This window comes from Bradyrhizobium valentinum (genome assembly GCF_001440405.1).
GTDB classification, from domain to species: Bacteria; Pseudomonadota; Alphaproteobacteria; order Rhizobiales; family Xanthobacteraceae; genus Bradyrhizobium; species Bradyrhizobium valentinum.
The window spans coordinates 26332-48499 of the sequence record NZ_LLXX01000221.1 but is presented as its reverse complement, the minus strand read 5'-3'; the positions used below and the strand labels follow the sequence as shown (position 1 = coordinate 48499).

Sequence of the window (22168 nt, the reverse complement as noted above, 5' to 3'; positions counted from 1 at the left end):
CCTCCCCTTGACAACCCGGCGCAATGTCCTGGAAGTGACGCCAACCGCGAAAACAAGTCCGGGAAAACAATAATGGAAATGCTCAATCCTCATTGCGGCATCGAGCGTGACAACCGAGGCGTGGTCCGCCTCACGATCTGCAACGCAGGCTCCCTCAACATCCTCTCGTCCGCCGTCACCAATGGGGTTCGCGAAGGCTTTGAAAAGCTCGCCGGCGACAAGGACATTCGCGCAGTGATCCTGGCCGGACAGAGCGAGAAAAGCATGATCGGCGGCGCCGACATCAAGGAGATGGCGAAGCTCGACCAGCAATCGGCCGAAGCCTTCATTACGCGACTGCGCGACCTCTGCGAGGCCGTACGCAACTTTCCCGCGCCGGTGATCGCGCGGCTACCCGGCTGGTGCCTCGGCGGTGGCCTCGAAGTCGCTGCCGCCTGCGATTTCCGTATTGCCGCTCACGACGCCAAATTCGGCATGCCGGAAGTGCGCGTCGGCATCCCCTCGGTGATCCACGCCGCATTGCTGCCGCGGCTGATCGGCTGGGGCCGCGCCCGCTGGCTTGTCATGACCGCGGAAAACATCGACGCGTCCACCGCGCTCGCCTGGGGCCTGGTCGACGTGGTTGCGAAGCAAGGCGGACTCGATGCTGCAGTCGAGCATACGGTGAAGGCACTGCTCGAATGCGGTCCCGAAGCGCTGCGCTCGCAGAAGGTGCTGCTGCGGCAGTGGGAGGAACTGCCGCTAACCGAATCCGTCAACTTAAGCGTCGGCGTATTCGGGCAGTCTTTCCTGACCGGCGAGCCGCAGCGGCTGATGCAGGGATTTCTCGACCGCAAGAGATAGATGGAGGGAGGCATGAGACCTGCCGGCAAGGGAGCGCTGGAGTCGCTCTACTTTGACTATCCACGCTTTGCGGCACGGCGCGTCCCCGAGCTTGACGGTCTCGTGACACGGCATCCCGTCCTGATCGTGGGCGCCGGCCCGATCGGCATGACTGCGGCACTGGTGCTGGCGCGCTACGGTATCCGCAGCGTGCTGATCGATCGCAAGGACACGTTTAATGACGGCAGCCGCGCGATCTGCATCGCGCGGCCGAGCATGCATATTCTGGAGCGGGTCGGGGCGGTCGCGCCGTTTGTTGAAAAGGCGCTCGGCTGGCGGTTCGGCCGCAGCTACTATCGCGGCGAACAGATCTTTCGGCTCGAGATGCCGCAGCCGCCGAGCGAAAAATATCTGCCGATGTACAATCTGCAGCAGCAGTACATCGAAAAATTCCTGCACGACGCGGTCGCGGCCAGCGACCTCATCGACATACGTTGGCAAAGCGAGCTCTCTAGCATCGAGCCCCACAACGACGGCGTATCGGTTCGGATTTCATCGCCGGAGGGCGATTATCGGCTCGATGCCGACTATGTGCTGGCCGCCGACGGCGCGCGCTCGCCTGTCAGATCGATGCTCGGCTTGCGGCTGAAGGGCGACAATTACGAAGGCCGCTATGTGATCGCGGATATCCGGATGGATCACGATTTTCCGACCGAGCGCCGTGCTTTTTTCGAACCAAGCGGCAATCCGGGCGGGACAGTGCTGATCCACAAGCAACCGGACAGTATCTGGCGCGTGGATTATCAGCTCCGCGAAGGCGAGAGCGAGCAAGAGGCGCTGCGGGAGGAAAACATCCGCGCCCGTGTGAGCGCGATCCTTGCCGATATCGGACATACAAAGCCGTGGGAGCTGGAATGGTGGAGCATCTATTCCGCCAACACCTTGTGTCTCGACGATTACCGGCACGGCCGCGTGTTCTTCATCGGCGATACCGCGCATATCGTGCCGATCTTCGGTGTGCGCGGGCTGAACAACGGCCTGGCGGATGCCGAAAATATCGGCTGGAAGCTGGCGCTTGTGCTCCACGGCGAGGCGGACGAGCGGCTGCTCGACAGCTATTCGCCGGAGCGGCGCGGCGCGACCCTCGACGTGTTCGCCAACGCCACCAAGAGCACCCGCTTCATGACGCCGCCGACGCGCGGCTGGCGATTGGCGCGCGAGGCGGCGCTGTCGCTCAGCTTGACACACGAATTTCCGCGCGGGCTCGCCAATCCGCGCCAGATGCAACCCTACACCTATTCGGAAAGCCCGCTGACGCCCTATGCCGGACGCGATGCCGAATTTGCCGGCGGCTCGCCTTGCGGCAGCGCCGCGCCCAACGCCACGCTTGCCGACGGAAGCTATCTGCTGGATCGCGCCGGCAACGGCCTGACGGCGATCCTGTTCTGCAAAGGGCAACCCACGGCTGAACAGGCGGCGCTACTTGTGCAACTCGGCCGGGTCGACAAGCGTTTCGTTCCGGTGCTGGTCAGCTCACGCGACTCGCCCGCCGCAGCGAATACCATTGCGGATAGCGGCGGCGAAATCGCCCGCCTGTTCGCCGCAAGCCCCGGCACGTTCTATCTGCTACGGCCCGACCTGCATATTGCCGGGCGATGGAAGGCCGTCGTTCCCGGCGAGATCCTGAAAACCGCGAAGATTTGCCTGGGAAGCGAGACGCCATGAGCGCCATGCCGTTCGAGGACTTCGAGACCGCCTACGAGACGCTGGCAACAGCAATCGACCAGGCGGGACCTGCGCGCGAAGCGCTGTTCCTGACCCGGCTTGCGCTCGTGCTCGGCCACGAGCTCGGCGATATCGCGGCCTTCAGGAAGGCCATCGAGACCGCGCTTGACGGACTGGAGTAGCGGGCGTTCGCATCAATCGCTGCCGATCAATTTATCTCATGCGAACGGCGAGATTTTTCATGGGAGGATCTGTTGCGATTTTTTGCAGCGCATAATATTATGTCTATAATCTAATGCCGGATTGACTCGCGTGCGGATCAATTCCGGCACCAGCGCTTCCCGGTGGTCATGTCTTAAAATGAGGGAAGTACGGCATTCAAGTCAGACCATCGTCACGTCAGAATGCGCCAAGCAAACCAGGCAAACCTTCCCCTGAGGCCCAATGATCTCGAACTGGCTGTCAGCCACCCTCGCCCGCCGCAACATCCACTACGGCTGGGCGATGGTCGCCGTGACCTTCCTCACTGCCTTGATCTCCGCCGGCACGGTCGGAGCTCCCGGCGTTTTCATTGTGCCCCTGCAGAAGGAATTCGGTTGGACCACGGCCGAGATTTCCTCGGCGCTGTCGATCCGCTTCATCCTGTTCGGGCTGATGGCGCCGTTCGCCGCCGCGTTGATGAACCGCTACGGGCTGCGCAACGTGACGCTATTGGCGCTGCTGATCGTCGTATCCGGCCTCGTCGCATCGCTGGCGATGACGCAGGTCTGGCAGCTCATGCTGCTGTGGGGCGTGGTGATCGGGATCGGCACCGGCATGACGGCGCTGGTGCTGGGCGCCACGATCGCCGCGCGCTGGTTCGTGGCGCGGCGCGGCCTCGTGGTCGGCATCCTGACCGCAAGCGTCGCCACCGGGCAGCTCGTCTTCCTGCCGCTCCTGGCAAGCCTGACCGACACCTATGGCTGGCGGCTCGCGCTGGCGCTGGTGTGCGTCATGCTGGGCGTCGCAGCCTTTGCCGTGCTGATGGTCATGCGTGACCGGCCGAGCGATGTCGGCCTGCGGCCGTTTGGCAACGAAGGCTCCGAGCCGCTGCCCGCGCCTCCCCCCAACAACACGCCGATCATGGCGGCAGCGCTCGGCACCCTGCGCGACGCCTCGAAGTCGGGCGTGTTCTGGATCCTGTTCGCCACCTTTTTCATTTGCGGCGCCAGCACCAATGGCCTGGTGCAGGTCCACCTGATCCCAATGTGCCTCGATTTCGGGATTCCGCAGGTGCAGGCGGCGAGCCTGCTCGCGGCGATGGGCATTTTTGATTTCGTCGGCACCATCGCCTCCGGCTGGCTGTCCGACCGCTACGACAACCGCTGGCTCCTGTTCTGGTACTACGGGTTGCGCGGACTATCGCTTCTGTTTCTGCCTTTCTCCGACTTCACGCTCTACGGCCTTTCGCTGTTTGCGATGTTCTACGGGCTCGACTGGATCGCGACCGTGCCGCCAACTGTACGGCTCACCGCCCAACGGTTCGGTCCCGAACGCGCCAACCTCGTGTTCGGCTGGATTTTTGCCGGCCATCAATTGGGTGCAGGCGTCGCAGCCTTCGGCGCCGGCCTGTCGCGAACAATGCTGCAGACCTACCTGCCGGCGTTCTTCGTCGCCGGCGCGCTCTGCGTGGTGGCGGCGCTGATCGTGCTGGCGATCTCGCGGCCGCCGAAGTCGGTGGCGGCGTGAGAGAACACGTCATTCCGGGATGGTGCGTTAGCACCAGACCCGGAATCTCGAGATTCTCAGGTGCGCAATTGCGCACCATAGTTCGATGCTGCGCATCGCCCCGGAATGACATCCCATCACGGCCGCGTCGACATGTTCATTGGCGGGCCTACGTTGCGAATCGGCTCCGCCAATCGCGCGAATTCGCACAGTAGCGAACGCGTCTTGCGGGGATCGATCACCTCCTCGACCCAGAATTTCTCCGCGGAGCGGAACGGCGAGCGCAGCTTGTTGAGGCGCTCCTCGATCTCTTTCAGCTTCGCGGCCGGATCCTCCGCCGCGTCGATGTCGGCGCGGTAGGCAGCCTCGATGCCGCCTTCCAGCGGCAGCGAGCCCCAATAGGCCGACGGCCAGGCATAGCGCATCGAATAACGGTTGGCCGGCTGGTGCACGACTCCAGCCACGCCGAACGCGTTGCGCACGATGATGGTGCACCAGGGCACTGTGCTCTGGTTGACTGCCGCCATTGCGCGCACGCCGTGGCGGATGGTCGCCGATTTTTCGGCCTCGAGCCCAATCATAAAGCCGGGGCAATCCATCAGGTACACGACCGGCAAATGGAAGGTTTCGGCGAAATCGACCCAGCGCACCACCTTCTGGCACGCTTCCGCCGTCCACGACCCGCCATAGTGGAAGGGATCGCTCGCCAATAGCAGCACCGCCCGGCCTTCGAGCCGGGCAAGCCCGGTGATGATCGGGCGGCCGAAATTGGCGTTGACCTCAAAGAACGAGCCTTTATCGACGACGGCGTCGATGATCGGGCGCATCTTGTAGACTTGGCGGCGATTGCGCGGCACCGCCTTCAACAGCGATTCTTCTGCGCGCTCCGGATCGTCGCTGCAGGGCGCGGTCGGCGGCAGGTCATACACCGATGACGGCAGATAGGACAGAAAACGCCTGGCGCGCTCGAACGCCTCCTCCTCGGTGTCGACGGCATCATCGACGCCGCCGGCGCGGGTCTGGATCTCCGCGCCGCCAAGCTCCGTTTTCGTCAGGTCCTGGCCAAGGCGTTTCACGACCGGCGGACCCGCGACGAACATCGCGGAATTCCTGGTCATGACCGAATAATGGCTGGCAGCAAGCCGCGCCGCGCCAAGGCCCGCGACCGAACCAAGCCCAAGCGCGACCACGGGCACGCGCGCCATGTTCGCGGTCGTGAACCAGTACCAGCGCGTGCCGCCGACGCCGCCGGGCAGATTGGCCGCGCCACGGGTTTCGATTGTCTTCACCGAGCCGCCGCCGCCCGAGCCTTCGATCACGCGAATAATCGGCAGGCGAAGATCGTGCGCCATCTCCTCGGCCATCAGCGGCTTGGCGGAAATCGAGGCGTCGGCTGAACCGCCGCGCACGGTAAAATCGTCGCCGACCACGACCACGGTGCGACCGTCGATCCTGCCGCGGCCGAACACGCAGTTGGCCGGCGTCAGGTGCTTGAGCTCGCTGTTATCGTCGTATTCGGCGATGCCGGAAATCGCGCCGATCTCGTGGAAGGAATTCTTGTCGATCAGTCTGTCGATGCGCTCACGAACCGTGAGCCGGCCCTGGTCATGCTGGCGCTTGACCTTGTCAACGCCTCCCATCTCGCGCGCGAACGCTTCGCGCCGAGCGAGCTCGTCGAGCTCCGGCTTCCAGTTCATTCGTATCCTCCGTCTTGATGATCTTGTTGTTGTTATGGGTCGGCACCGGAAGCGGCTTTCGTTCGATGCGGCTCGGGAAGATGTCGCCCTCGGCGCCTTCGAGCAGGCCGCCAAGCGCAACGCCGAGTTCGAGCATCTGCGGCGCCACTTCCTTGTGCAACCGCTTCTCATCAAACATCGCGGAGAGAAGGCCGATCGTCGCAACTACGAAGGTTTGATATTGCGGCGACCAGATCGGCACCGCGCAACCGTTGATATGCGGGCTCCAGGTGCCACAGCCGACGACGTAGCCGTGTTCGCGCAAGTGGCGGCGGTTGTCCTCGATGCGTGACTTCAACAGCGCCGCATCTCCCGGGATCTCACGCTCCATTTCGGCGATCAGGGCGTCGCCGACGTCGGTATCGAGCGCTGCGGTGTAGGCAAAGCCGGCCGCGGTGCTGGTCATCGAGATGCGGCTGCCGGTGCCTTCATGCAGGCCGAGCGCGTTGGCTGCACGCGCAAATTCGAGATAGACCAGATGATAGCGGTCGGGAATCACGAAGCCGACGGTGCCGGGCAATTGGTCGGCGACATCCTGTAGCCGCAACCGGATCAGGTTGCGAAGCTGCAACCCCTTCATCATCGAGGTGCTCATCGCCACTGCGCTCGGGCCGATGCGGTATTTCTGGTCGCGCGGCAGATAGACGAGCTGGCCCATCCGCGTCAGCGTGTGGGTAAGCCGCGATACTGTCGATCGCGGCAGGCCGCAGCGACTGGAAATTTCCAGATTGCCTAGCCTGGCTTCGTGACCCTCGAAGCAGCGCAAGACGTCGAACGCCCGCGACACCACCTGGATCACATCACCCTCGCCGGCCAGATCGCTGGCGAGCATTCCCTGTTTGCTTAGCCGTTCCGAGCGTCTTCCCATGTTCATGGCTCCATTCCGCCCTGCGGAATAAAATTCCACTTGCAGAACAAACTACCTCAGGCAATCTGCGGCCACAACAAAAAGCCGTTCACGAGGACAGTCAGTCCGTCAGACGGTCCCCGGGAGAACGGAAATGCCAGAGATCAAGATTGTCACCGACGTCGCCGGCCGCGTGTGCGCGCTTCCCGTCACAACTGGCGGAGATGTCGACGACGGCGACGAGATCGCCTTCGTCGAAGCCATGAAGATGGAAATTCCGGTCATGTCGACGACGGCGGGAAAAATCAAAGCCATCCTGGTCAAACTCGACGATGTCATCGCCGAAGGACAGGTCGTCGCGATCATCGAAGCTTAACCGGATCACGGCATAGATTTGCTCGCGGCGAAATTCCGCGACAATCTGTCCAGCTCTGGTGTTGGTGTATACCCAACGTTGCCATCGCAAGCAGCCGATGACATGATCAACGAGAAAATTTCGCATAGCGAAACAATCTGAGGGGAAAATAATGATTCATCGGATGAAGGCGTTCGCGCCAATCGCCCTAGCAGGCGCCGCACTGCTGACCTCGCCGGCGGCATACGCCGAGGACGTCAAGCTGCCGCCGACCATGACGTTCACCGCCTACGACACCGGCACCGCCGGATTCAACATCGCGGTCGCCGTCGGCAAGGTGATGAAAGACAAATACGGCACCGACGTCCGCGTGCTGCCCGCCGGCAACGACGTGGCGCGGCTGGCGCCGCTGCGCGCCAAGCGCGCGTCCATGTCAGCGATGGGCTCCGGCACCTATTTCGCCCAGGAAGGCGTGTTCGAATTCGGCTCCAAGGAGTGGGGTCCTCAACCCCTGCAACTCGTTCTGTCCACGGTCGACTGCAACGCCGCCACGCTCGGTGTCGCCAAGGATACCGGCGTAACCGAAATCAAGCACCTCAAAGGCAAGCGCGTCGGCTTCGTCGTCGGTTCGCCGGCGCTGAACCAGAACGCGCTCGCCATCCTGGCCTTCGGCGATCTCAAGCAGAGCGACGTCAAGGCCGTCGAGTTCTCGAGCTATGGCGCGATGTGGAAGGGCATGATTAACAACGACGTCGATGCTGCCTTCGCTACCACCATCACTGGCCCGGCGAAGGAACTCGAGACCTCGCCGCGCGGCATCATCTGGCCGCCGCTACCCCACAACGACAAGGCCGGCTGGGAGCGCGTGAAGAAGGTCGGCTCGTTCTTCTTCCCACATATGGCGACCTGCGGCGCCGGTATCTCCAAGGACAAGCCGATCGAGCTTGGCAACTACCCCTACCCGATCTTCATGGTCTATGGATCGCTGCCCGTCGACGAGGTCTATTCCATCACCAAGGCGATGATCACGGGCTATGACGGCTACAAGGATGCCGCTCCAGGAGCCGCGGGCCTCGGGGCCGACCGGCAGACCAAGAACTGGGTGGTTCCAGTGCATCCGGGCGCCGCGAAGGCATTAAAGGAAGCCGGCCAGTGGACCGACGCGCAGGAAGCCCATAACAAGGAATTGCTGAAACGCCAGCAAGTGCTGGCGGCAGCATGGGCCGGTTATGGCAAGGCCAACCCGCCTTCGGATGACAAGGCGTTTCTCGACGGTTGGATGAAGGCACGCGCTGAAGCGCTGGCAAAGGCCAATATGCCGAACGGCTTCGAGTGATACGGCCTCTTCCGACCTCGGTAGAAGGCGAATACCATCTTTGGGGGAAATGATGTCACCTTCTGCGAGTGATAGCGTAGTCGCGCCGGCAAAGCGGATCGAATTCGACGATCCGCATGCCGGCGCGGGCAATATGCAGGAGGCCGAGGTCACGCGCGTACGGACCTTGCGCGGCGCGTGGCGCTGGGCGCTCGTGGTTGCCACCGCGGCAACCATCCTCCTGTGTATCAACCAGCAATTCTCACTGCGCTTCTTTCTCGGCTATACCCAGCTCAACACTGAATATTTCTATCTCCTCATCGCGCTGATGCTGCCGTTCACGTTCCTGATCTTTCCGGGAACCGAGACCTCGCCGCTCGATCGCATTCCCTGGTACGACATACTGCTCTTCATCGCCACCTTCGGTTGCGCCCTCCTGTTGATGCTAAGCGTCCGCAAGGCCGCTGAAGCCGGCTGGGAATTCGGCGGCGCGCCAACCAATGTTATCATCGCCGGCGTTATCATGTGGGTGGTGCTGATGGAGGCGCTGCGGCGCACCGGGGGCTGGAGCCTGCTGCTCAGCGTGCTGCCGTTTACGGTCTACCCCCTGTTCGCCGACGCGAAGTGGTTGGGGCCGTTTCGTGGCACCGAATCGACGCTTGAGCAGGCGACGGCTTATCACGTCCTGTCGGGCGAAAGCCTGCTTGGCATTCCGATCCAGGCCTTCGCCGATACCGTGATCGGCTTTCTGGTCTTCGGCACCGCGTTGATGATGACGGGCGCGGGAAAATTCTTCATCAACATCGCCTTTGCGCTGTGCGGTACCTTCCGCGGTGGCGCCGCAAAGGTTTGCATCTTTGCCTCTGGCCTGCTCGGCATGATGTCAGGTTCGATCATCTCCAACGTGCTGACCGCCGGCACCATGACCATTCCCGTCATGAAGAAGAGCGGTTTTCGTGCCTCCTATTCTGCCGCGATCGAGGCCTGCGCATCGACCGGCGCAGTGCTGGCGCCGCCGGTGATGGGCGCGACCGCATTCGTGATCGCGCAGTTCCTCAACGTCAGTTACGCGGAAGTCGCCGTTGCCGCGATTATTCCGGCCACGCTCTATTACATTGGCCTGTTCATGCAGGTCGATTCTTATGCCGCCCGCCACGGGCTAAAGGGCATTCCGCGCGCCGAGCTGCCGAAGATCTGGGATACGGTCAAGGCCGGCTGGTACTACATTTTCGTCATCGCGCTGTTGATCGTGATGCTGCTGCATTTCAAGCGTGAGAGCCACGCGCCGTTCTACGCGACCGCGCTGCTGCTGGTCTTGAACCAACTCTTCTCCAAGGACACGCGCTGGACGCTCGGGACCATCAACAAGTTCCTCGAGGTCAACGGCCGCACCTTCGTCGAACTGGTCGGCATCCTCGCCGGCTGCGGCCTCCTGATCGGCGCGTTCTCGATGACCGGCGTGGTTTCCAGTCTCGCCAACGACCTGCTGCGGCTCGCCGGCGACAATGCGTTGCTGCTGCTTGTGATGTGTGCCTTTACCAGCCTCGTTCTCGGGCTCGGACTGACGACGACGGCCTGCTACATCTTCCTCGCCATCCTGGTGGCGCCCGCGCTGGAGAAGCTCGGCCTCAATCGCATGGCCGTGCACATGTTCATCTTCTACTGGGGCATGCTGTCGTCGATCACGCCTCCGGTTGCCATCGCCTCCTTCGCCGCAGCCGGCATCGCCGGCTCACCGGCGATGAAGACCGGCTGGGAATCGATGTGGGTCGGCAGCATCATTTACTTCATTCCGTTCTTCTTCGTGCTGAACCCGGCGCTGGTGCTGCAGGGACCAAGCCCGTATCTGGAAGGAATCGGACTGATGGCGCTGGCGGGCTTCGGCACGCTGTTCATCTGCGGCGGCATTCAGGGCTACCAGGTCTTTGTCGGCGACCTCCGGCGCACCGGCACGCTGGAATGGCCGTTGCGCGTATTGCTCGTCATCGGCGGGTTCGTGGTGGCCACGCCCGGCGGAGGGATCATGCCGCTGTCGCAGATGCAGGTGACAATGCTCGGTCTCGCCATTCTCGTACCCACCACACTGCTCGCGCTGGTGCTGATCCGGCGGCAGGCGCCGGCAGCGAACCAGTTGCACGCACCCTGATTGCGTTGCACAAGAGGAGGCGATGAAACAATCGCCTCCTCCGGTCACAACCGGTCCCGCAGCCTGGATCAGTTCGAAGCCGCCCTTGCTGCGGTTCCTGAACGCCTGTCACGTGGAATTCGCGCCCGAGACCAGCGGCGCGGTCGCCGATTACATCCCCGAGCTCGGCAAGGCCGACCCTGACCATTTCGGCATCAGCCTCGCCACGCTCGACGGCCATGTCTACGAGGTCGGCGACACCCAGATCCCCTTCACCATCCAGTCGATGTCAAAACCCTTCGTGTTCGCGCTGGCGCTCGATACGTTGGGTGCAGCACGGGTCGAAAGCGTCATCGGCGTCGAGCCCTCGGGCGATCCCTTCAACTCGATCCGGCTTAACGCCGAAAACCATCCCTTCAACCCCATGGTGAATGCCGGCGCGATCGCCTGCTCCGGCTTGATCCATGAGGCCAAGGGCGACGCCGCGTTCGAATATATCAGGCAGGCGCTGGGCCGGTTTGCCGGACGCGAACTCGACGTCGACGACGCCGTCTACGCCTCCGAAAGCACCACCGGCGACCGCAACCGGGCAATCGGCTATCTCCTGCGCACCAATGCCGTGATCCGGGACAACGTGGCTGCCGTGCTGGAAGTCTATTTCCGGCAATGCGCGATCCTGGTGACGGCACGCGACATCGCGGTGATGGCGGCCACCCTCGCCAATCGCGGCATCAATCCGGTGACCGGCGAACAGGTGACGAGCGCCTACGCCATCTCGCGTACGCTTTCCGTCATGACCAGTTCCGGCATGTACGATTACGCCGGGGAATGGATCTACCGGATCGGAATCCCCGCCAAGAGCGGCGTTGGCGGCGGCATCCTCGCCGCGCTCCCGGCCCGGCTCGGGCTCGGCAGCTATTCGCCGAAACTCGACAAGCACGGCAACAGCGTGCGCGGCATCAAGGTCTGCGAGGCGCTGTCGGCGCATTACGACCTGCATATGCTCAACCGCAGCGACGACGCGCGCAACAGCATCATCGCCGATTACGATATCGGCAACAGCCCGTCGCGGCGGGTGCGGCGCGCGCAGGAACAGAGCATCCTCGCCGCCCATCACCAGGACGTCCGCATCATCGAGCTGGTGGGAACGCTGTCGTTTTCCAACGTCGATTACGTCTCGCGCCAGCTCGCAGCCAAGCCGCGTCCGCAACTCGTGATTTTCGACCTGCGCCGCGTCACCGCCATGACCCGCGCCGGCGCCCGTCTCCTCGCCGAGGAATTCCGCGAGTTGGCCGCGTACCACATCACCGTGATCTTGTCCGGCATCAGGCGGTCGTCGCCGGACTGGAAGATGCTCGCGGATTGGACGGAAGGTCTCACCAACATCCGCAACTACTATTTGCTCGACGCTGCGATCGAATGGGCGGAAGACCAGGTGGTCTATCGCTATGGCGGCGCGATCGATTTCTTCGAGGCGACCGAGCTGTCCGAACAGGCGCTGCTGTCAGGGCTGACGGTTGAGGAATTGGCCGATCTGGCCTCACTCGCCGCCATCAAGAGCTACCAAGCGAGCGAGAAAATCATCGCCGCCGGCGACGCCGCCACTTCGCTGTTCTTTCTCAGAAGCGGCGTGGTGCACGTCACCCTGCCCGATGGGATCAGGCTGGCGACGCTGACCGCGGGCATGCCGTTCGGCGAGATGGCGCTGCTGGAGCCGCGCCGCTCAGCCGATGTGCTGGCCGATATGGCTGCGACGGCCTACGAAATCCCGCTCCGCGATTTCGAACGTTTTCGAAAGCAGCATCCACGCGCCGGCGAGCGCATCATGCGCAACCTCGCGCAATTGCTGGCCGACCGCCTGATCCTCGCCAACGCCAAGCTGAATCTGTTGACGTCAGGCTAGGGCTGGGCTCCCCGTGTCCCGGACGCGGCGCAGCGTGCAACGCTGCTCCGCAGAGCCGGGCCCCATCGCCGCAGCATTGGCCCCCGGATCAGCAGCGCACCGCCATGGCGTGTCGAAGACGTGCGTGAACGCGCTCATGGCTACGCAGCATCCGGGGAACGCCAAGCAGCGTTCTCCTGCGTTACGTCCCCGCCTTGCCCCGCCCGTTCTTCTCGGCGGCACGCCGCAGGGCTTCGGCAAGCGCGCCGCCCTGCTCCTGCGCCTTGCGCGGCGCGGACGACGTCATCGATGCCTTGGAATACTCGCGCATCTTGCTGTCCGACAGCTTGGGGCCCTTGGCGCCGACCTCATCATCCAGCCGCAGCGTCAGCGCGATGCGCTTGCGGGCGACCTCGACCTCCAGCACCTTGACCTTGACGATATCGCCCGGCTTCACCACCTCGCGCGGGTCCCTGATGAAGGTCTTCGACATCGCCGAGATGTGCACCAGTCCGTCCTGATGCACGCCGATATCGACGAAGGCACCGAACGCCGCGACATTGGTGACCGTGCCTTCGAGAATCATGCCGCGCTTGAGGTCCTTGATTTCCTCGACGCCTTCCTTGAACACCGCGGCCTTGAACGCCGGGCGCGGGTCACGGCCGGGCTTTTCCAGCTCGCGCAGGATATCGGTCACCGTCGGCAGCCCAAACGTTTCGTCGACAAAGGCCTGTGGCTTCAACTGGCGCACCACATCGGCGTTGCCGATCAGCGCCTTGATGTCGCTCTTGGTCGCGGCGAGAATTCGCCGCACCACCGGATAGGCTTCGGGGTGCACGCCGGACGAGTCGAGCGGGTCTTCACCACCGTTGATGCGCAGGAATCCGGCGCACTGCTCGAATGCCTTTGGCCCCAGCCGCGGCACTTCCTTCAGCGCCTTGCGCGACTTGAACGGCCCATTGGCGTCGCGGTGCTGCACGATGCTCTGCGCAAGCCCCGCGCCGATGCCCGACACCCGCGCCAGCAGCGGCGCGGAAGCCGTGTTGGCATCGACGCCGACAGCGTTCACACAGTCTTCGACCACGGCATCGAGCGAGCGCGCCAGCTTGGTTTCGCCGAGATCGTGCTGATACTGCCCGACACCGATCGCCTTCGGATCAATCTTGACGAGTTCGGCAAGCGGGTCCTGCAGGCGCCGCGCAATCGAGACCGCGCCGCGCAGGGTGACGTCGAGCTCCGGCAGTTCCTCGGACGCAAACGCCGAGGCGGAGTAGACCGACGCGCCGGCCTCCGACACCACGATCTTCGACATCTTCAGGTCCGGCAGCAGCTTGACCAGCTCGGTTGCGAGCTTGTCGGTCTCGCGCGAAGCGGTGCCGTTGCCGATTGCAATGAGATCGACGCGGTGGGCGACCGCGAGCTTGCCCAGCGTCGCCAATGTCGCGTCCCATTGCCGCTGCGGTTCGTGCGGATACACCGTGGTGGTCGCCACCACCTTGCCGGTGGCGTCGACGACGGCGACCTTCACGCCGGAGCGATAGCCGGGATCGAGCCCCATGGTCACGCGCGCGCCAGCCGGCGCCGCCAGCAGCAGGTCGCGCAAATTCGAGGCGAACACCCGCACGCCCTCGGTTTCCGCCGCGGTCCAAAGCCTCATCCGCAGGTCGATATTGAGGTGCACCTGGATCTTGGTGCGCCACGCCCAGCGCGCGGTCTCGATCAGCCAGCGGTCGCCCGGGCGGCCCTGATCGGAAATGAGGAAGCGCTGCATGATCTTCAATTCATATGCGCTCGGCACGTTGGCGACCGGGGCTTGCGCATCGGGCAATATCTGCAGCTCGAGGATTTCTTCCTTCTCGCCGCGAAACAGCGCGAGAATGCGGTGCGACGGCAGCTTGTGGAGGGCGCCGTTGTAGTCGAAATAATCCTTGAACTTCTCGCCTTCGATCTTCTTGCCCTTGCGCACGGCCGAAACCATCACCCCGTTCGACCACATTTCTTCGCGCAGCTTCCCGATCAGGTCGGCGTCTTCGGCGAATCGCTCCACCAGAATCGCCCGCGCGCCCTCGAGCGCGGCGGCGACGTCCGCCACCTGCTTCTCGGCATTGACGAAACCGGCGGCGACGACTTGCGGATCGTTCTGCGGCTGCGTCAGCAACAGCTCTGACAGCGGTTCGAGGCCGGCTTCCTTGGCAATCTCGGCCTTGGTGCGGCGCTTCGGCTTGAACGGCAAATAGATGTCTTCCAGGCGCCCCTTGCTGTCGGCCGCCATGATCGCCGCTTCCAGCGCGGCGTCGAGCTTGCCCTGCTCGCGGACCGAATTGAGGATCGCTGTCCGGCGCTCTTCGAGCTCGCGCAAATAGGTCAGGCGCTCTTCCAGGTTGCGCAGTTGGGTGTCGTCGAGCCCGCCGGTGATTTCCTTGCGGTAGCGCGCCACGAACGGGACGGTAGCACCGCCGTCCAGCAGTTCGACCGTCGCCGCGATCTGTTCTTCGCGAACGCCAAGTTCTTGCGCAATCTGTCGATTGATATTTGCCACGCGACCTCTTTCCAAAGCCGTTTGCGGCGGGCGGATCCACCGCGGGGACGCAGCTTATGGACCATCTCGGATTGATTTGCCAACCCGCCAAACGAAACAAATTGATCTGTGGATGGCCCCACCCGGCAACTTAATTCGGACCAAAGAGCGGCCGGATCAGACGGCGAGATAAGGGTGGATCGATGGCGTTGCAGTGTGTAAACGGACGCTCCTTTCCCCGGAGCACCCATGTCGATCTGCGGCCTTGATTTTGGAACGTCAAACACGACGCTCGGCACCATCGAGGGCCGAGCCCCGGTTCTGGCGACGCTGGAGGCGGCGCAGACCGCGATTCCGAGCGCAATCTTCTATGAGGCTGATAGTGGCGTCCAGATCGGCCGCAGGGCCGTGGAAGCCTATGTCGAGGGCGTTCCCGGCCGTCTGTTGCGCAGCCTCAAATCGGTGCTCGGAACCTCCCTGATCGACGAAACCACGCGGCTCGGACGCGCGCGGGTCAGTTTTCGCGATGTGATTGCCTATTACCTCGGCGCGGTGAAACGCCGCGCGGAACAGGCGACCGGCCGCCAACTGCGCAACGTTGTCCATGGCCGTCCCGTACACTTCGTCGACAACGCACCGGACGCCGACCGCAAGGCGGAAGAGACCCTGCGTACGATTGCGCAGGGAATCGGATTCGAGGCCGTAACGTTCCAGTTCGAGCCGATCGCGGCGGCGCTCGACTATGAGCGACAGATCGCGTCCGAGGAAGTAGCACTAATCGCCGATATCGGTGGCGGCACGTCCGACTTTTCGATCGTGCGTCTCGGGCCCGAGCGCCACGGCAAGGCCGATCGCGCGGCCGATATTCTTGCCAATGACGGCGTGCGCGTCGGCGGCACCGATTTCGACCGTCAGCTCAGCCTCGGCGTGGTCATGCCGCTGTTCGGCTTCGGCAGCGCCATGAAGCGGCCGGGGCTTGACGTGCCGTCGAGCTACTTCCACGACCTCGCGACCTGGTCCAACATCAACCGCATGTATGAACCGCGGGTGCTTGCCGATATCCGCCAGGTGCGGCAGGAGGCTGCCGAGCCGGAACTTCTCGACCGGCTGATGCGCGTGGTTCACGAACAGCGCGGCCACACGCTGGCCATGGAAGTCGAAGATGCCAAGATCGCGCTGTCCGAGCAGCGCCGGTCGGAAATCCCGCTGGAATGGGTTGCCCCGGGACTCAGCGCGGCCATCGGCCGGCCCGATCTCGTCAGCCATACAAAACAGTTGGCGGATCGCATATCGGCGCGCATCAAGAACTGTCTCGTTCAGGCGGGATTGACTGCCGGCGCCATCGATTCCGTGTTCCTGACCGGCGGATCGGTGAAACTCGCCCACGTGCACATGGCGATTACCAAAGCCGTGCCGTCGGCCCGCATCGTCGAAGGTGACATCTTCGGCGCCGTCGGCAAAGGATTGACGCTGGAGGCGCTGCGACGGTACGGGCCTTTGAGCTGAGAACGAACGCCGGTCAGCCGACCACTTCCGTCACCGGCTGCAGGTCTATGGCAAAGGTTTCCAGAAACTTCGACGTCATGATGTAGAATCCGACCGAGAGCTGCAGCTCGACGAGCGCGGCCGGAGTCAGTTTGGCGGCAATGGCGTTGAAGGTCGCATCCGTCGGCTTGTGAAGCTTGACGATTTCATCGGTGAAGGCGAGCGCGGCGCGCTGCACTTCGTCGAAGCATGTCGCCTTTTCCCAATTCTCCAGCGCCTCGTTCTGCTCGTCGGTGACGCCGACGTTCTTGCCGATCCGCTTGTGGGCGACGATTTCGTAGGGCGCCTCGCACAGGATGCCGGTGCGGGTGATGGCGAGCTCCCGCACGATCGGGTCCAGCTCGCCCTTGTGCCTGATAGCCCCGCCGAGCCGGCAGTATTGTTCGAGGTAGCTCGGCGAATGCGCCATCATGCGGAAGATGTTCGCATTGCGGTTTTTGCCCAGCAATTCGCGGGTGCGCTCATTGTGCTTGGCGGGATCGCTATAGTCGACGCGGGCCATTCATCACCTTGGGGTTTTGGATTTTCTGATTTGTTGACAGAGAGATCATGCACCGCAGCAGGGAGCCGATCAACCGCCGAAACGAGGCTGAAGCCTGCGCCCAGGCCGTTCGACCCGCTCCAAAAAACTCCCTCTCTCGTGCACAAACCGGCTGCGAGCGAGCCAAATTGCCGCCTCAATGCTGGTCGATTCTCAGGACTGTCGATATTCGCTGAGTGGGGACTCAAAAGAGCGAATACTCGTCGCGGGGTGTTCCGAGTAAAACCAAACTGAGCTCATCAGGCCTTCACGGGCAGGGATGACTCATGCCCAAGTCTAGGGAGTTAGGCATGAAGGAAGCCACCAGGAAGGCGGCCTCGGAAGCGCTTGCGCAGATGCTGGCGGTAACAGCGATGCTCGTCATCGCCAGCGTTGTGTTCTACTGGCACTGAATGTTGACGCGTCGAAGCACTCAGATATTTCACCTGTTCCGCGTAATTCTGGGTTGCTTCGCTGCGTAAGCATTGTGCCTGAGGCTCACTTCGTTTTCTCGAAATACGGGATCAGCTTTCCCGCAAACGGCCGATAGCTTGCGGTGACTTCATCGCCAATGGCGAGATCTTCGGCACCATGGGCCATCATGCGAAAGCCGTCGGCCGCATCGACCAGCACAATGTTGTAGGGAACGTGCGCGCGGGTTTCCGGCGTCGCGGCACGGCATACCAGCGAGGTCGCATAGACCGTCGCTGCTCCGCCGGCACGCTTCTCAGCCGGATCCGGTGCACCACAGGCGGCGCAGAAGCTGCGGTGGAAATACTGCACGTTCCCGCAAGCAGCGCAGGATTGATAGACGATGGCCTCGGCACCTTTAGTCCAGTCGGCGATTCTATCGGTCATCGCACCCGCTCCAGAAACATGCTGACATGCGACGACAGCACGCCGCCGTCGCCATGCAACAGCGCGATCGAGGCATCGCGGACCTGCCGGGGACCGGCACGCTCCGTCATCTGCAAATGCGTCTCGACCAGATGCGCCATCGCGCCGCCGACGCCGCAATGGCCGTAGCTCAAGAGCCCGCCATGGGTATTGAGCGGCATGGCGCCGTCGCGGCCAAAATGCCCTGCCCGCACCCGTGCGGCCGCTTCGCCGCGCCCGGCGAGGCCGAGGTCTTCCAGCAGCATCGCGAGCGTAATGGTGAAACTGTCATAGACAGCGGCGTAACGCACATCCGATATCGCGACGCCGGATGCTGCCTTCGCCTTGGCGATCGCGATCTCGGCGCCGAGTTCGCTTAAACGCGGCGCGGCCGTGACGTGCTGATGGGTATGCGTCTGCGCACAACCACGCACGCGAATGCCGGTCGCACCGGTCGGCTCGCGGCTGACCACGAACGCCGCGCCACCATCGGACACCGGGCAGCAGTCCAGCAATTTGAGCGGCATCGCCACCGGCTTTGAGGCCATCACATCGGCGACGGTGATCGGCTCGTGGAACTGCGCTCCCGGATGGGTCAAGGCATGGGCGCGCATCAGCACCGCGAATTCGGCGAGGTCCTCCTGGGTGACGCCATACTCGTGCATGTAGCGCGACGCGACGAGGCCGTAATAAGCGGGGATCGTCGGTCCCAAGGTCACCTCGTAGTCGGGATGGCCGACCTGCGCCAGCGCCTGGATCGAGGCGTCGCGGCTCTGCCCAGTGAGACGGTTTTCGCCGCCGACCACCAGCACATGCTTTGCGACGCCGGCGTCGACCAGATGATGCGCGAGCATGGTCATGGCGAGTCCGGTGGCGCCGCCGACCTGCACGGCGTGTGCGTAGGATGGCTGAATGCCAAAATGCTCGGCGAACACGGTTGCCAGCATGATGTGCGGCGAGACGGTCGAATAGCCGCAGAGAATCCCGTCGATCTCCGATCGCTTCAGCCCGGCATCGGCAATGGCAAGCTCGGCCGCCTTGCTCATGAGATCGAGCGAGGACGAGCCTTCGTGCTTGCCGTAGGAGGTTAGTCCGACGCCGGTGATGAAGCTCATGGCAGTGCCGCCTCCCTCACGGTCATTCCGGGGCGCGTCGAAGACGCGAACCCGGAATCTCGAGGTTCTCCGGTGCGCAATTGCGCACCATAGTTCGATGCTTCGCATCGCCCCGGAACGACGATTTGAGAGCACAGTCTCATGTTCAATACGACTTCGGCAGACCCAGTACCTTCTCGGCGATAAAGCTTAGAATGAGTTGCGGGCTGATCGGGGCGATGCGCGGGATCAGGGATTCCCGCAAGTAGCGCTCGACGTGATACTCCTTGGCATATCCGAATCCGCCATGCGTCATTACTGCCTGTTCGCAGGCGTGGAAGCCGGCCTCGGCGGCAAGATATTTTGCGGCGTTGGCGGCCGGCCCGCACTGCATGCCCTGGTCATATTGCCAGCCGGCCGAGAGCACCATCAGCCATGCCGCTTCCAGCTCCATCCAGTTCTTCGCCAGCGGATGCTGGATACCCTGGTTCATGCCGATCGGGCGATTGAACACGATGCGGTTCTTCGCGTAGGCCGAGGCCCGCGACAGCGCGACCTGACCCAGCCCCACCGCTTCCGCCGCGATCAGGATGCGCTCGGGATTCATGCCGTGCAGAATATATTCGAAGCCACGGCCTTCTTCGCCCAAGCGATCCTCGACCGGGATCTCGAAATTCTCGAAGAACAATTCGTTGGAATCGACGGGCTTGCGGCCCATCTTTTCGATCTCGTGCACGGTGACACGCTGCTTGTCGAAATCCGTGTAGAACAGGCTGAGCCCGTGGGTCGGATTCTTCACTTCCTCGATCGGTGTGGTGCGTGCGAGCAGCAAAATCTTGTTGGCGACCTGGGCGGTGGAAATCCAGACCTTCTGGCCATTGACGATGTATTTGTCCCCCTTGCGCACCGCGCGGGTTTTCAGTTGCGTCGTGTTCAGCCCGGTATTGGGTTCGGTCACCGCGAAACATGACTTGTCGCGACCGTCAATGATCGGCGGCAGCATGCGCGTGCATTGCTCCCTGGTGCCGAACACGACGACGGGATTGAGCCCGAACACGTTCATATGCACGGCGGATGCGCCGGACATGCCGGCCCCCGATTCCGCAATCGTCCGCATCATGATCGCAGCGTCGGTGATGCCTAGCCCCGACCCGCCATATTCCTCGGGGATGCAGATGCCGAGCCAGCCGGCGTCCGCCAGAGCGCGGTGGAAGTCGGCGGGGTAGCCGCCTTCCTTGTCCTTCTTCAGCCAATAGGCATCGTCGAAGCGCGAACAGATTTTCCCGACTGCGTCGCGGATCGATTCCTGGTTGGCCGACAGCGCAAAATCCATCTATCCTATCCTTACGTGTTTAACGCGGCCTTGGTGACGCCATCGCGCACCAGCGCTGCGATCTCATCCGATGAAAAGCCGGCTTCCTGGAGAATTTCCGCGCCGTGCTCGCTCAGGCGCGGGGCCAGCCGCTTCGTTTCAACCGGCGTTTCCGAAAATCGCGCCGATGGCCTCATGTTACGGATACGGCCCTCGGTCGGATGATCGACCACCGGGAAGAAATCGGTCGCTACGATGTGGGGATCGCCGAGCAGGCTTTCGAGGTCGTGCATCGGCATAACAGGCACATCGGCCTTCTCCAGGATGTCGCTCCATTCGGCCGTTGTTTTGGTCTCAAGGATGCGCGCCAGTTCGGCATAGACCGCATCGATATTGATCGCGCGGCCAGCGAAAGTTGAAAAGTTCGGATGGACGCGGAGGTCGTCTCGCCCCGTTGCATCGAAGAAATTCTGCCACTGCTTGTCGTTATAGACGATCACGCAGATGTAGCCGTCGGAGGTCTTGTAGGGGCGCCGGTCCGGCGACAGATGCCGGGCATAGCCGCCCTTGTCGAGCGGCGGCTCATAGGTGAGACCGCCCATGTGGTCGCCCATCACGAAACCGGCCATGGTTTCGAACATCGGGATATCGACGCGCTGGCCGCGTCCAGTACAGTTGCGATCGACGAGGCTGGCGCAGATCGCGCCCACGGCCGTCAGTCCGACGATGCGGTCGACCAGCGCATTAGGCACATAGCGCGGCACGCCATCGGCGGTCTGCGCCATCAGCGCCGGCAGTGCCGTCGCGCCCTGGATCAGATCGTCGTAGGCAGGCTTTGCCGCATAGGGACCGTCCTGGCCGAAGCCGAACACGCCGGCATAGATCAGCCGCGGGTTGATTTTCGACACCACGTCGTAACCGAGATTCAGCCGCGCCATTGCCTGCGGGCGCACGTTGTAGACCAGCACGTCGGCGGATTTGATCAGCCGCAACACGGCGTCCCGCCCGGCGGGCTTCTTCAAATCGAGACAAATCGAGCGTTTGCTGCGGTTGGTGTTGAGGAACACCGGTCCCATGCCGGGATGGCGGGTCGGCCCGATCTGCCGAGTCACGTCGCCATCGAGCGATTCCACCTTGATGACGTCAGCGCCGTAATCGCCGAGCATCTGGGTGGCATAGGGCCCCATCAGCACGGTCGTCATGTCGATGACCTTGATGCCCTCCAATGGTCCCATGGGTCAATTCGCTCCCGGATTGTCGTTCCGGCCAAGTAACGGCAGCGGGTTGGGAAGATCAAGCGCGCCGAGCGTATGGACGTATGCGCTGGAGACCAACAACCGATGTCGTCCCTCCGAAATACGCCGCGGCCCTTCCGTTGAGCGATGAGTCACCTACAATTAATGCCTGTGGCTATGGGTCCCTGCGTTCGCATGCGTTCGCAGGGACGACGATGGTCGATGCATGTAGCGGCTATTTCTTCGGCGGCTCGTTCTGGGATCTCGCGTCGCGCTCCCGGGTCAGGCGTTCCAGCTCTTCATTCTGCTGGCTGAGGCGGTCTGCGATGCGCGCTTCGTTCCGTTCGCCGGAGGCGGCGGCAGCCTGTTCGATCAACTGCCGGATATTGTCTTCCAGAATCCTGATCCGGCTGTTGAGCTCTGCCAGCGACAGCGAACTTTCGTTACCCATGATGCACGCTCCGGAAAATTGTAGGGTGGGCAAAGCCACCGGGTCGCGCGAAATGCGCGCCCGATGACAGGCTCCGCGTGCCCACCAGTCTCATCGCGCGGCA

At 62.9% G+C, this 22168-nt stretch carries 18 protein-coding genes; 9 read left to right on the top strand and 9 right to left on the bottom strand.

Annotated elements, in window-relative coordinates; translation table 11 throughout:
* The first annotated feature begins 72 nt into the window (after nt 1–72).
* The 4 genes from CP49_RS38265 (at nt 73) to CP49_RS38250 (ending at nt 4275) form a co-directional block, all read left to right on the top strand.
* Nucleotides 73–843 carry an enoyl-CoA hydratase gene (locus CP49_RS38265; RefSeq protein WP_057855254.1) on the top strand — a complete coding sequence of 257 codons (771 nt, stop codon included), beginning with the start codon at nt 73–75 and terminating at the stop codon, nt 841–843.
* A 12-nt stretch (nt 844–855) separates the two neighbouring features.
* Nucleotides 856–2547 carry an FAD-dependent monooxygenase gene (locus tag CP49_RS38260; protein ID WP_057855286.1) on the top strand — a complete coding sequence of 564 codons (1692 nt, stop codon included), beginning with the start codon at nt 856–858 and terminating at the stop codon, nt 2545–2547.
* Nucleotides 2544–2729 carry a hypothetical protein gene (locus tag CP49_RS38255; protein ID WP_057855253.1) on the top strand — a complete coding sequence of 62 codons (186 nt, stop codon included), beginning with the start codon at nt 2544–2546 and terminating at the stop codon, nt 2727–2729. The genes CP49_RS38260 and CP49_RS38255 overlap by 4 nt, the downstream gene beginning before the upstream one ends.
* A 262-nt stretch (nt 2730–2991) precedes the next feature.
* Nucleotides 2992–4275 (top strand): MFS transporter, encoded by a 1284-nt coding sequence (locus CP49_RS38250; protein ID WP_057855252.1) that lies wholly within the window; start codon nt 2992–2994, stop codon nt 4273–4275.
* 116 nt (nt 4276–4391) lie between these two features.
* On the opposite strand, the gene CP49_RS38245 is transcribed toward CP49_RS38250, so the two are convergent.
* Both CP49_RS38245 and CP49_RS38240 read right to left on the bottom strand, forming a co-directional pair.
* On the bottom strand, nt 4392–5951 hold the full coding sequence (locus CP49_RS38245; protein ID WP_057855251.1) for an acyl-CoA carboxylase subunit beta: 1560 nt from the start codon (nt 5949–5951) through the stop codon (nt 4392–4394).
* Nucleotides 5881–6858, bottom strand: coding sequence for an IclR family transcriptional regulator (locus CP49_RS38240; RefSeq protein ID WP_057855285.1), 978 nt, complete (start codon nt 6856–6858; stop codon nt 5881–5883). The genes CP49_RS38245 and CP49_RS38240 overlap by 71 nt, the downstream gene beginning before the upstream one ends.
* Before the next feature lie 133 nt (nt 6859–6991).
* On the opposite strand from CP49_RS38240, the gene CP49_RS38235 reads away from it, so the two are divergent.
* The 4 genes from CP49_RS38235 to glsA all read left to right on the top strand — a co-directional run bounded on the left by CP49_RS38235 (nt 6992) and on the right by glsA (nt 12535).
* Nucleotides 6992–7213 (top strand): acyl-CoA carboxylase biotin carboxyl carrier protein subunit, encoded by a 222-nt coding sequence (locus CP49_RS38235; protein ID WP_057855250.1) that lies wholly within the window; start codon nt 6992–6994, stop codon nt 7211–7213.
* 163 nt (nt 7214–7376) lie between these two features.
* Nucleotides 7377–8528: a TAXI family TRAP transporter solute-binding subunit gene (locus CP49_RS38230; RefSeq protein ID WP_420807689.1), complete on the top strand. Its 1152-nt coding sequence runs from the start codon at nt 7377–7379 to the stop codon at nt 8526–8528.
* A gap of 52 nt (nt 8529–8580) precedes the next feature.
* Nucleotides 8581–10653, top strand: coding sequence for a TRAP transporter permease (locus CP49_RS38225; RefSeq protein WP_057855284.1), 2073 nt, complete (start codon nt 8581–8583; stop codon nt 10651–10653).
* A 22-nt stretch (nt 10654–10675) separates the two neighbouring features.
* Nucleotides 10676–12535 (top strand): glutaminase A, encoded by a 1860-nt coding sequence (gene glsA, locus CP49_RS38220; RefSeq protein ID WP_057855248.1) that lies wholly within the window; start codon nt 10676–10678, stop codon nt 12533–12535.
* Nucleotides 12536–12716: 181 nt separating this feature from the next.
* Here glsA and CP49_RS38215 read toward each other — a convergent pair whose 3' ends face one another.
* A complete protein-coding gene (locus tag CP49_RS38215; RefSeq protein ID WP_057855247.1) occupies nt 12717–15053 on the bottom strand; it encodes a Tex family protein in 2337 nt (778 codons plus the stop codon).
* Between the two features lie 228 nt (nt 15054–15281).
* On the opposite strand from CP49_RS38215, the gene CP49_RS38210 reads away from it, so the two are divergent.
* The gene (locus CP49_RS38210) at nt 15282–16538 is read left to right on the top strand and encodes an Hsp70 family protein (RefSeq protein WP_057855246.1); all 1257 of its coding nucleotides are present in this window, start codon (nt 15282–15284) and stop codon (nt 16536–16538) included.
* Between the two features lie 13 nt (nt 16539–16551).
* Here the strand turns inward: CP49_RS38210 and CP49_RS38205 are convergent, their stop codons facing one another.
* From CP49_RS38205 to CP49_RS38180, 6 genes are all read right to left on the bottom strand, one after another.
* Entirely contained in the window at nt 16552–17079 is a 528-nt protein-coding gene (locus tag CP49_RS38205) for a carboxymuconolactone decarboxylase family protein (RefSeq protein WP_057855245.1), read from the bottom strand.
* Nucleotides 17080–17595: 516 nt separating this feature from the next.
* Nucleotides 17596–17955: a Zn-ribbon domain-containing OB-fold protein gene (locus CP49_RS38200; protein WP_057855244.1), complete on the bottom strand. Its 360-nt coding sequence runs from the start codon at nt 17953–17955 to the stop codon at nt 17596–17598.
* On the bottom strand, nt 17952–19088 hold the full coding sequence (locus CP49_RS38195) for a thiolase family protein (RefSeq protein ID WP_057855243.1): 1137 nt from the start codon (nt 19086–19088) through the stop codon (nt 17952–17954). Before CP49_RS38195 ends, CP49_RS38200 begins: the two co-directional genes overlap by 4 nt.
* A 145-nt stretch (nt 19089–19233) precedes the next feature.
* A complete protein-coding gene (locus CP49_RS38190; protein WP_057855242.1) occupies nt 19234–20400 on the bottom strand; it encodes an acyl-CoA dehydrogenase family protein in 1167 nt (388 codons plus the stop codon).
* Between the two features lie 11 nt (nt 20401–20411).
* Complete coding sequence (locus CP49_RS38185) at nt 20412–21614, bottom strand: CaiB/BaiF CoA transferase family protein (RefSeq protein WP_057855241.1); 1203 nt, start codon at nt 21612–21614, stop codon at nt 20412–20414.
* A 235-nt stretch (nt 21615–21849) separates the two neighbouring features.
* Nucleotides 21850–22065: a hypothetical protein gene (locus CP49_RS38180; RefSeq protein ID WP_057855240.1), complete on the bottom strand. Its 216-nt coding sequence runs from the start codon at nt 22063–22065 to the stop codon at nt 21850–21852.
* Nucleotides 22066–22168: the final 103 nt, after the last annotated feature.

Coding starts and splice junctions, on each gene's coding strand:
- CP49_RS38230 (WP_420807689.1), top strand. CDS start 7,377: ATGAAGGCGTTCGCGCCAATCGCCCTAGCAGGCGCCGCACTGCTGACC.
- CP49_RS38235 (WP_057855250.1), top strand. CDS start 6,992: ATGCCAGAGATCAAGATTGTCACCGACGTCGCCGGCCGCGTGTGCGCG.
- CP49_RS38225 (WP_057855284.1), top strand. CDS start 8,581: ATGTCACCTTCTGCGAGTGATAGCGTAGTCGCGCCGGCAAAGCGGATC.
- CP49_RS38210 (WP_057855246.1), top strand. CDS start 15,282: ATGTCGATCTGCGGCCTTGATTTTGGAACGTCAAACACGACGCTCGGC.
- CP49_RS38205 (WP_057855245.1), bottom strand. CDS start 17,079: ATGGCCCGCGTCGACTATAGCGATCCCGCCAAGCACAATGAGCGCACC.
- CP49_RS38260 (WP_057855286.1), top strand. CDS start 856: ATGAGACCTGCCGGCAAGGGAGCGCTGGAGTCGCTCTACTTTGACTAT.
- CP49_RS38250 (WP_057855252.1), top strand. CDS start 2,992: ATGATCTCGAACTGGCTGTCAGCCACCCTCGCCCGCCGCAACATCCAC.
- CP49_RS38255 (WP_057855253.1), top strand. CDS start 2,544: ATGAGCGCCATGCCGTTCGAGGACTTCGAGACCGCCTACGAGACGCTG.
- CP49_RS38185 (WP_057855241.1), bottom strand. CDS start 21,614: ATGGGACCATTGGAGGGCATCAAGGTCATCGACATGACGACCGTGCTG.
- CP49_RS38180 (WP_057855240.1), bottom strand. CDS start 22,065: ATGGGTAACGAAAGTTCGCTGTCGCTGGCAGAGCTCAACAGCCGGATC.
- CP49_RS38195 (WP_057855243.1), bottom strand. CDS start 19,088: ATGAGCTTCATCACCGGCGTCGGACTAACCTCCTACGGCAAGCACGAA.
- CP49_RS38190 (WP_057855242.1), bottom strand. CDS start 20,400: ATGGATTTTGCGCTGTCGGCCAACCAGGAATCGATCCGCGACGCAGTC.
- CP49_RS38245 (WP_057855251.1), bottom strand. CDS start 5,951: ATGAACTGGAAGCCGGAGCTCGACGAGCTCGCTCGGCGCGAAGCGTTC.
- CP49_RS38240 (WP_057855285.1), bottom strand. CDS start 6,858: ATGGGAAGACGCTCGGAACGGCTAAGCAAACAGGGAATGCTCGCCAGC.
- CP49_RS38200 (WP_057855244.1), bottom strand. CDS start 17,955: ATGACCGATAGAATCGCCGACTGGACTAAAGGTGCCGAGGCCATCGTC.
- CP49_RS38265 (WP_057855254.1), top strand. CDS start 73: ATGGAAATGCTCAATCCTCATTGCGGCATCGAGCGTGACAACCGAGGC.
- glsA (WP_057855248.1), top strand. CDS start 10,676: ATGAAACAATCGCCTCCTCCGGTCACAACCGGTCCCGCAGCCTGGATC.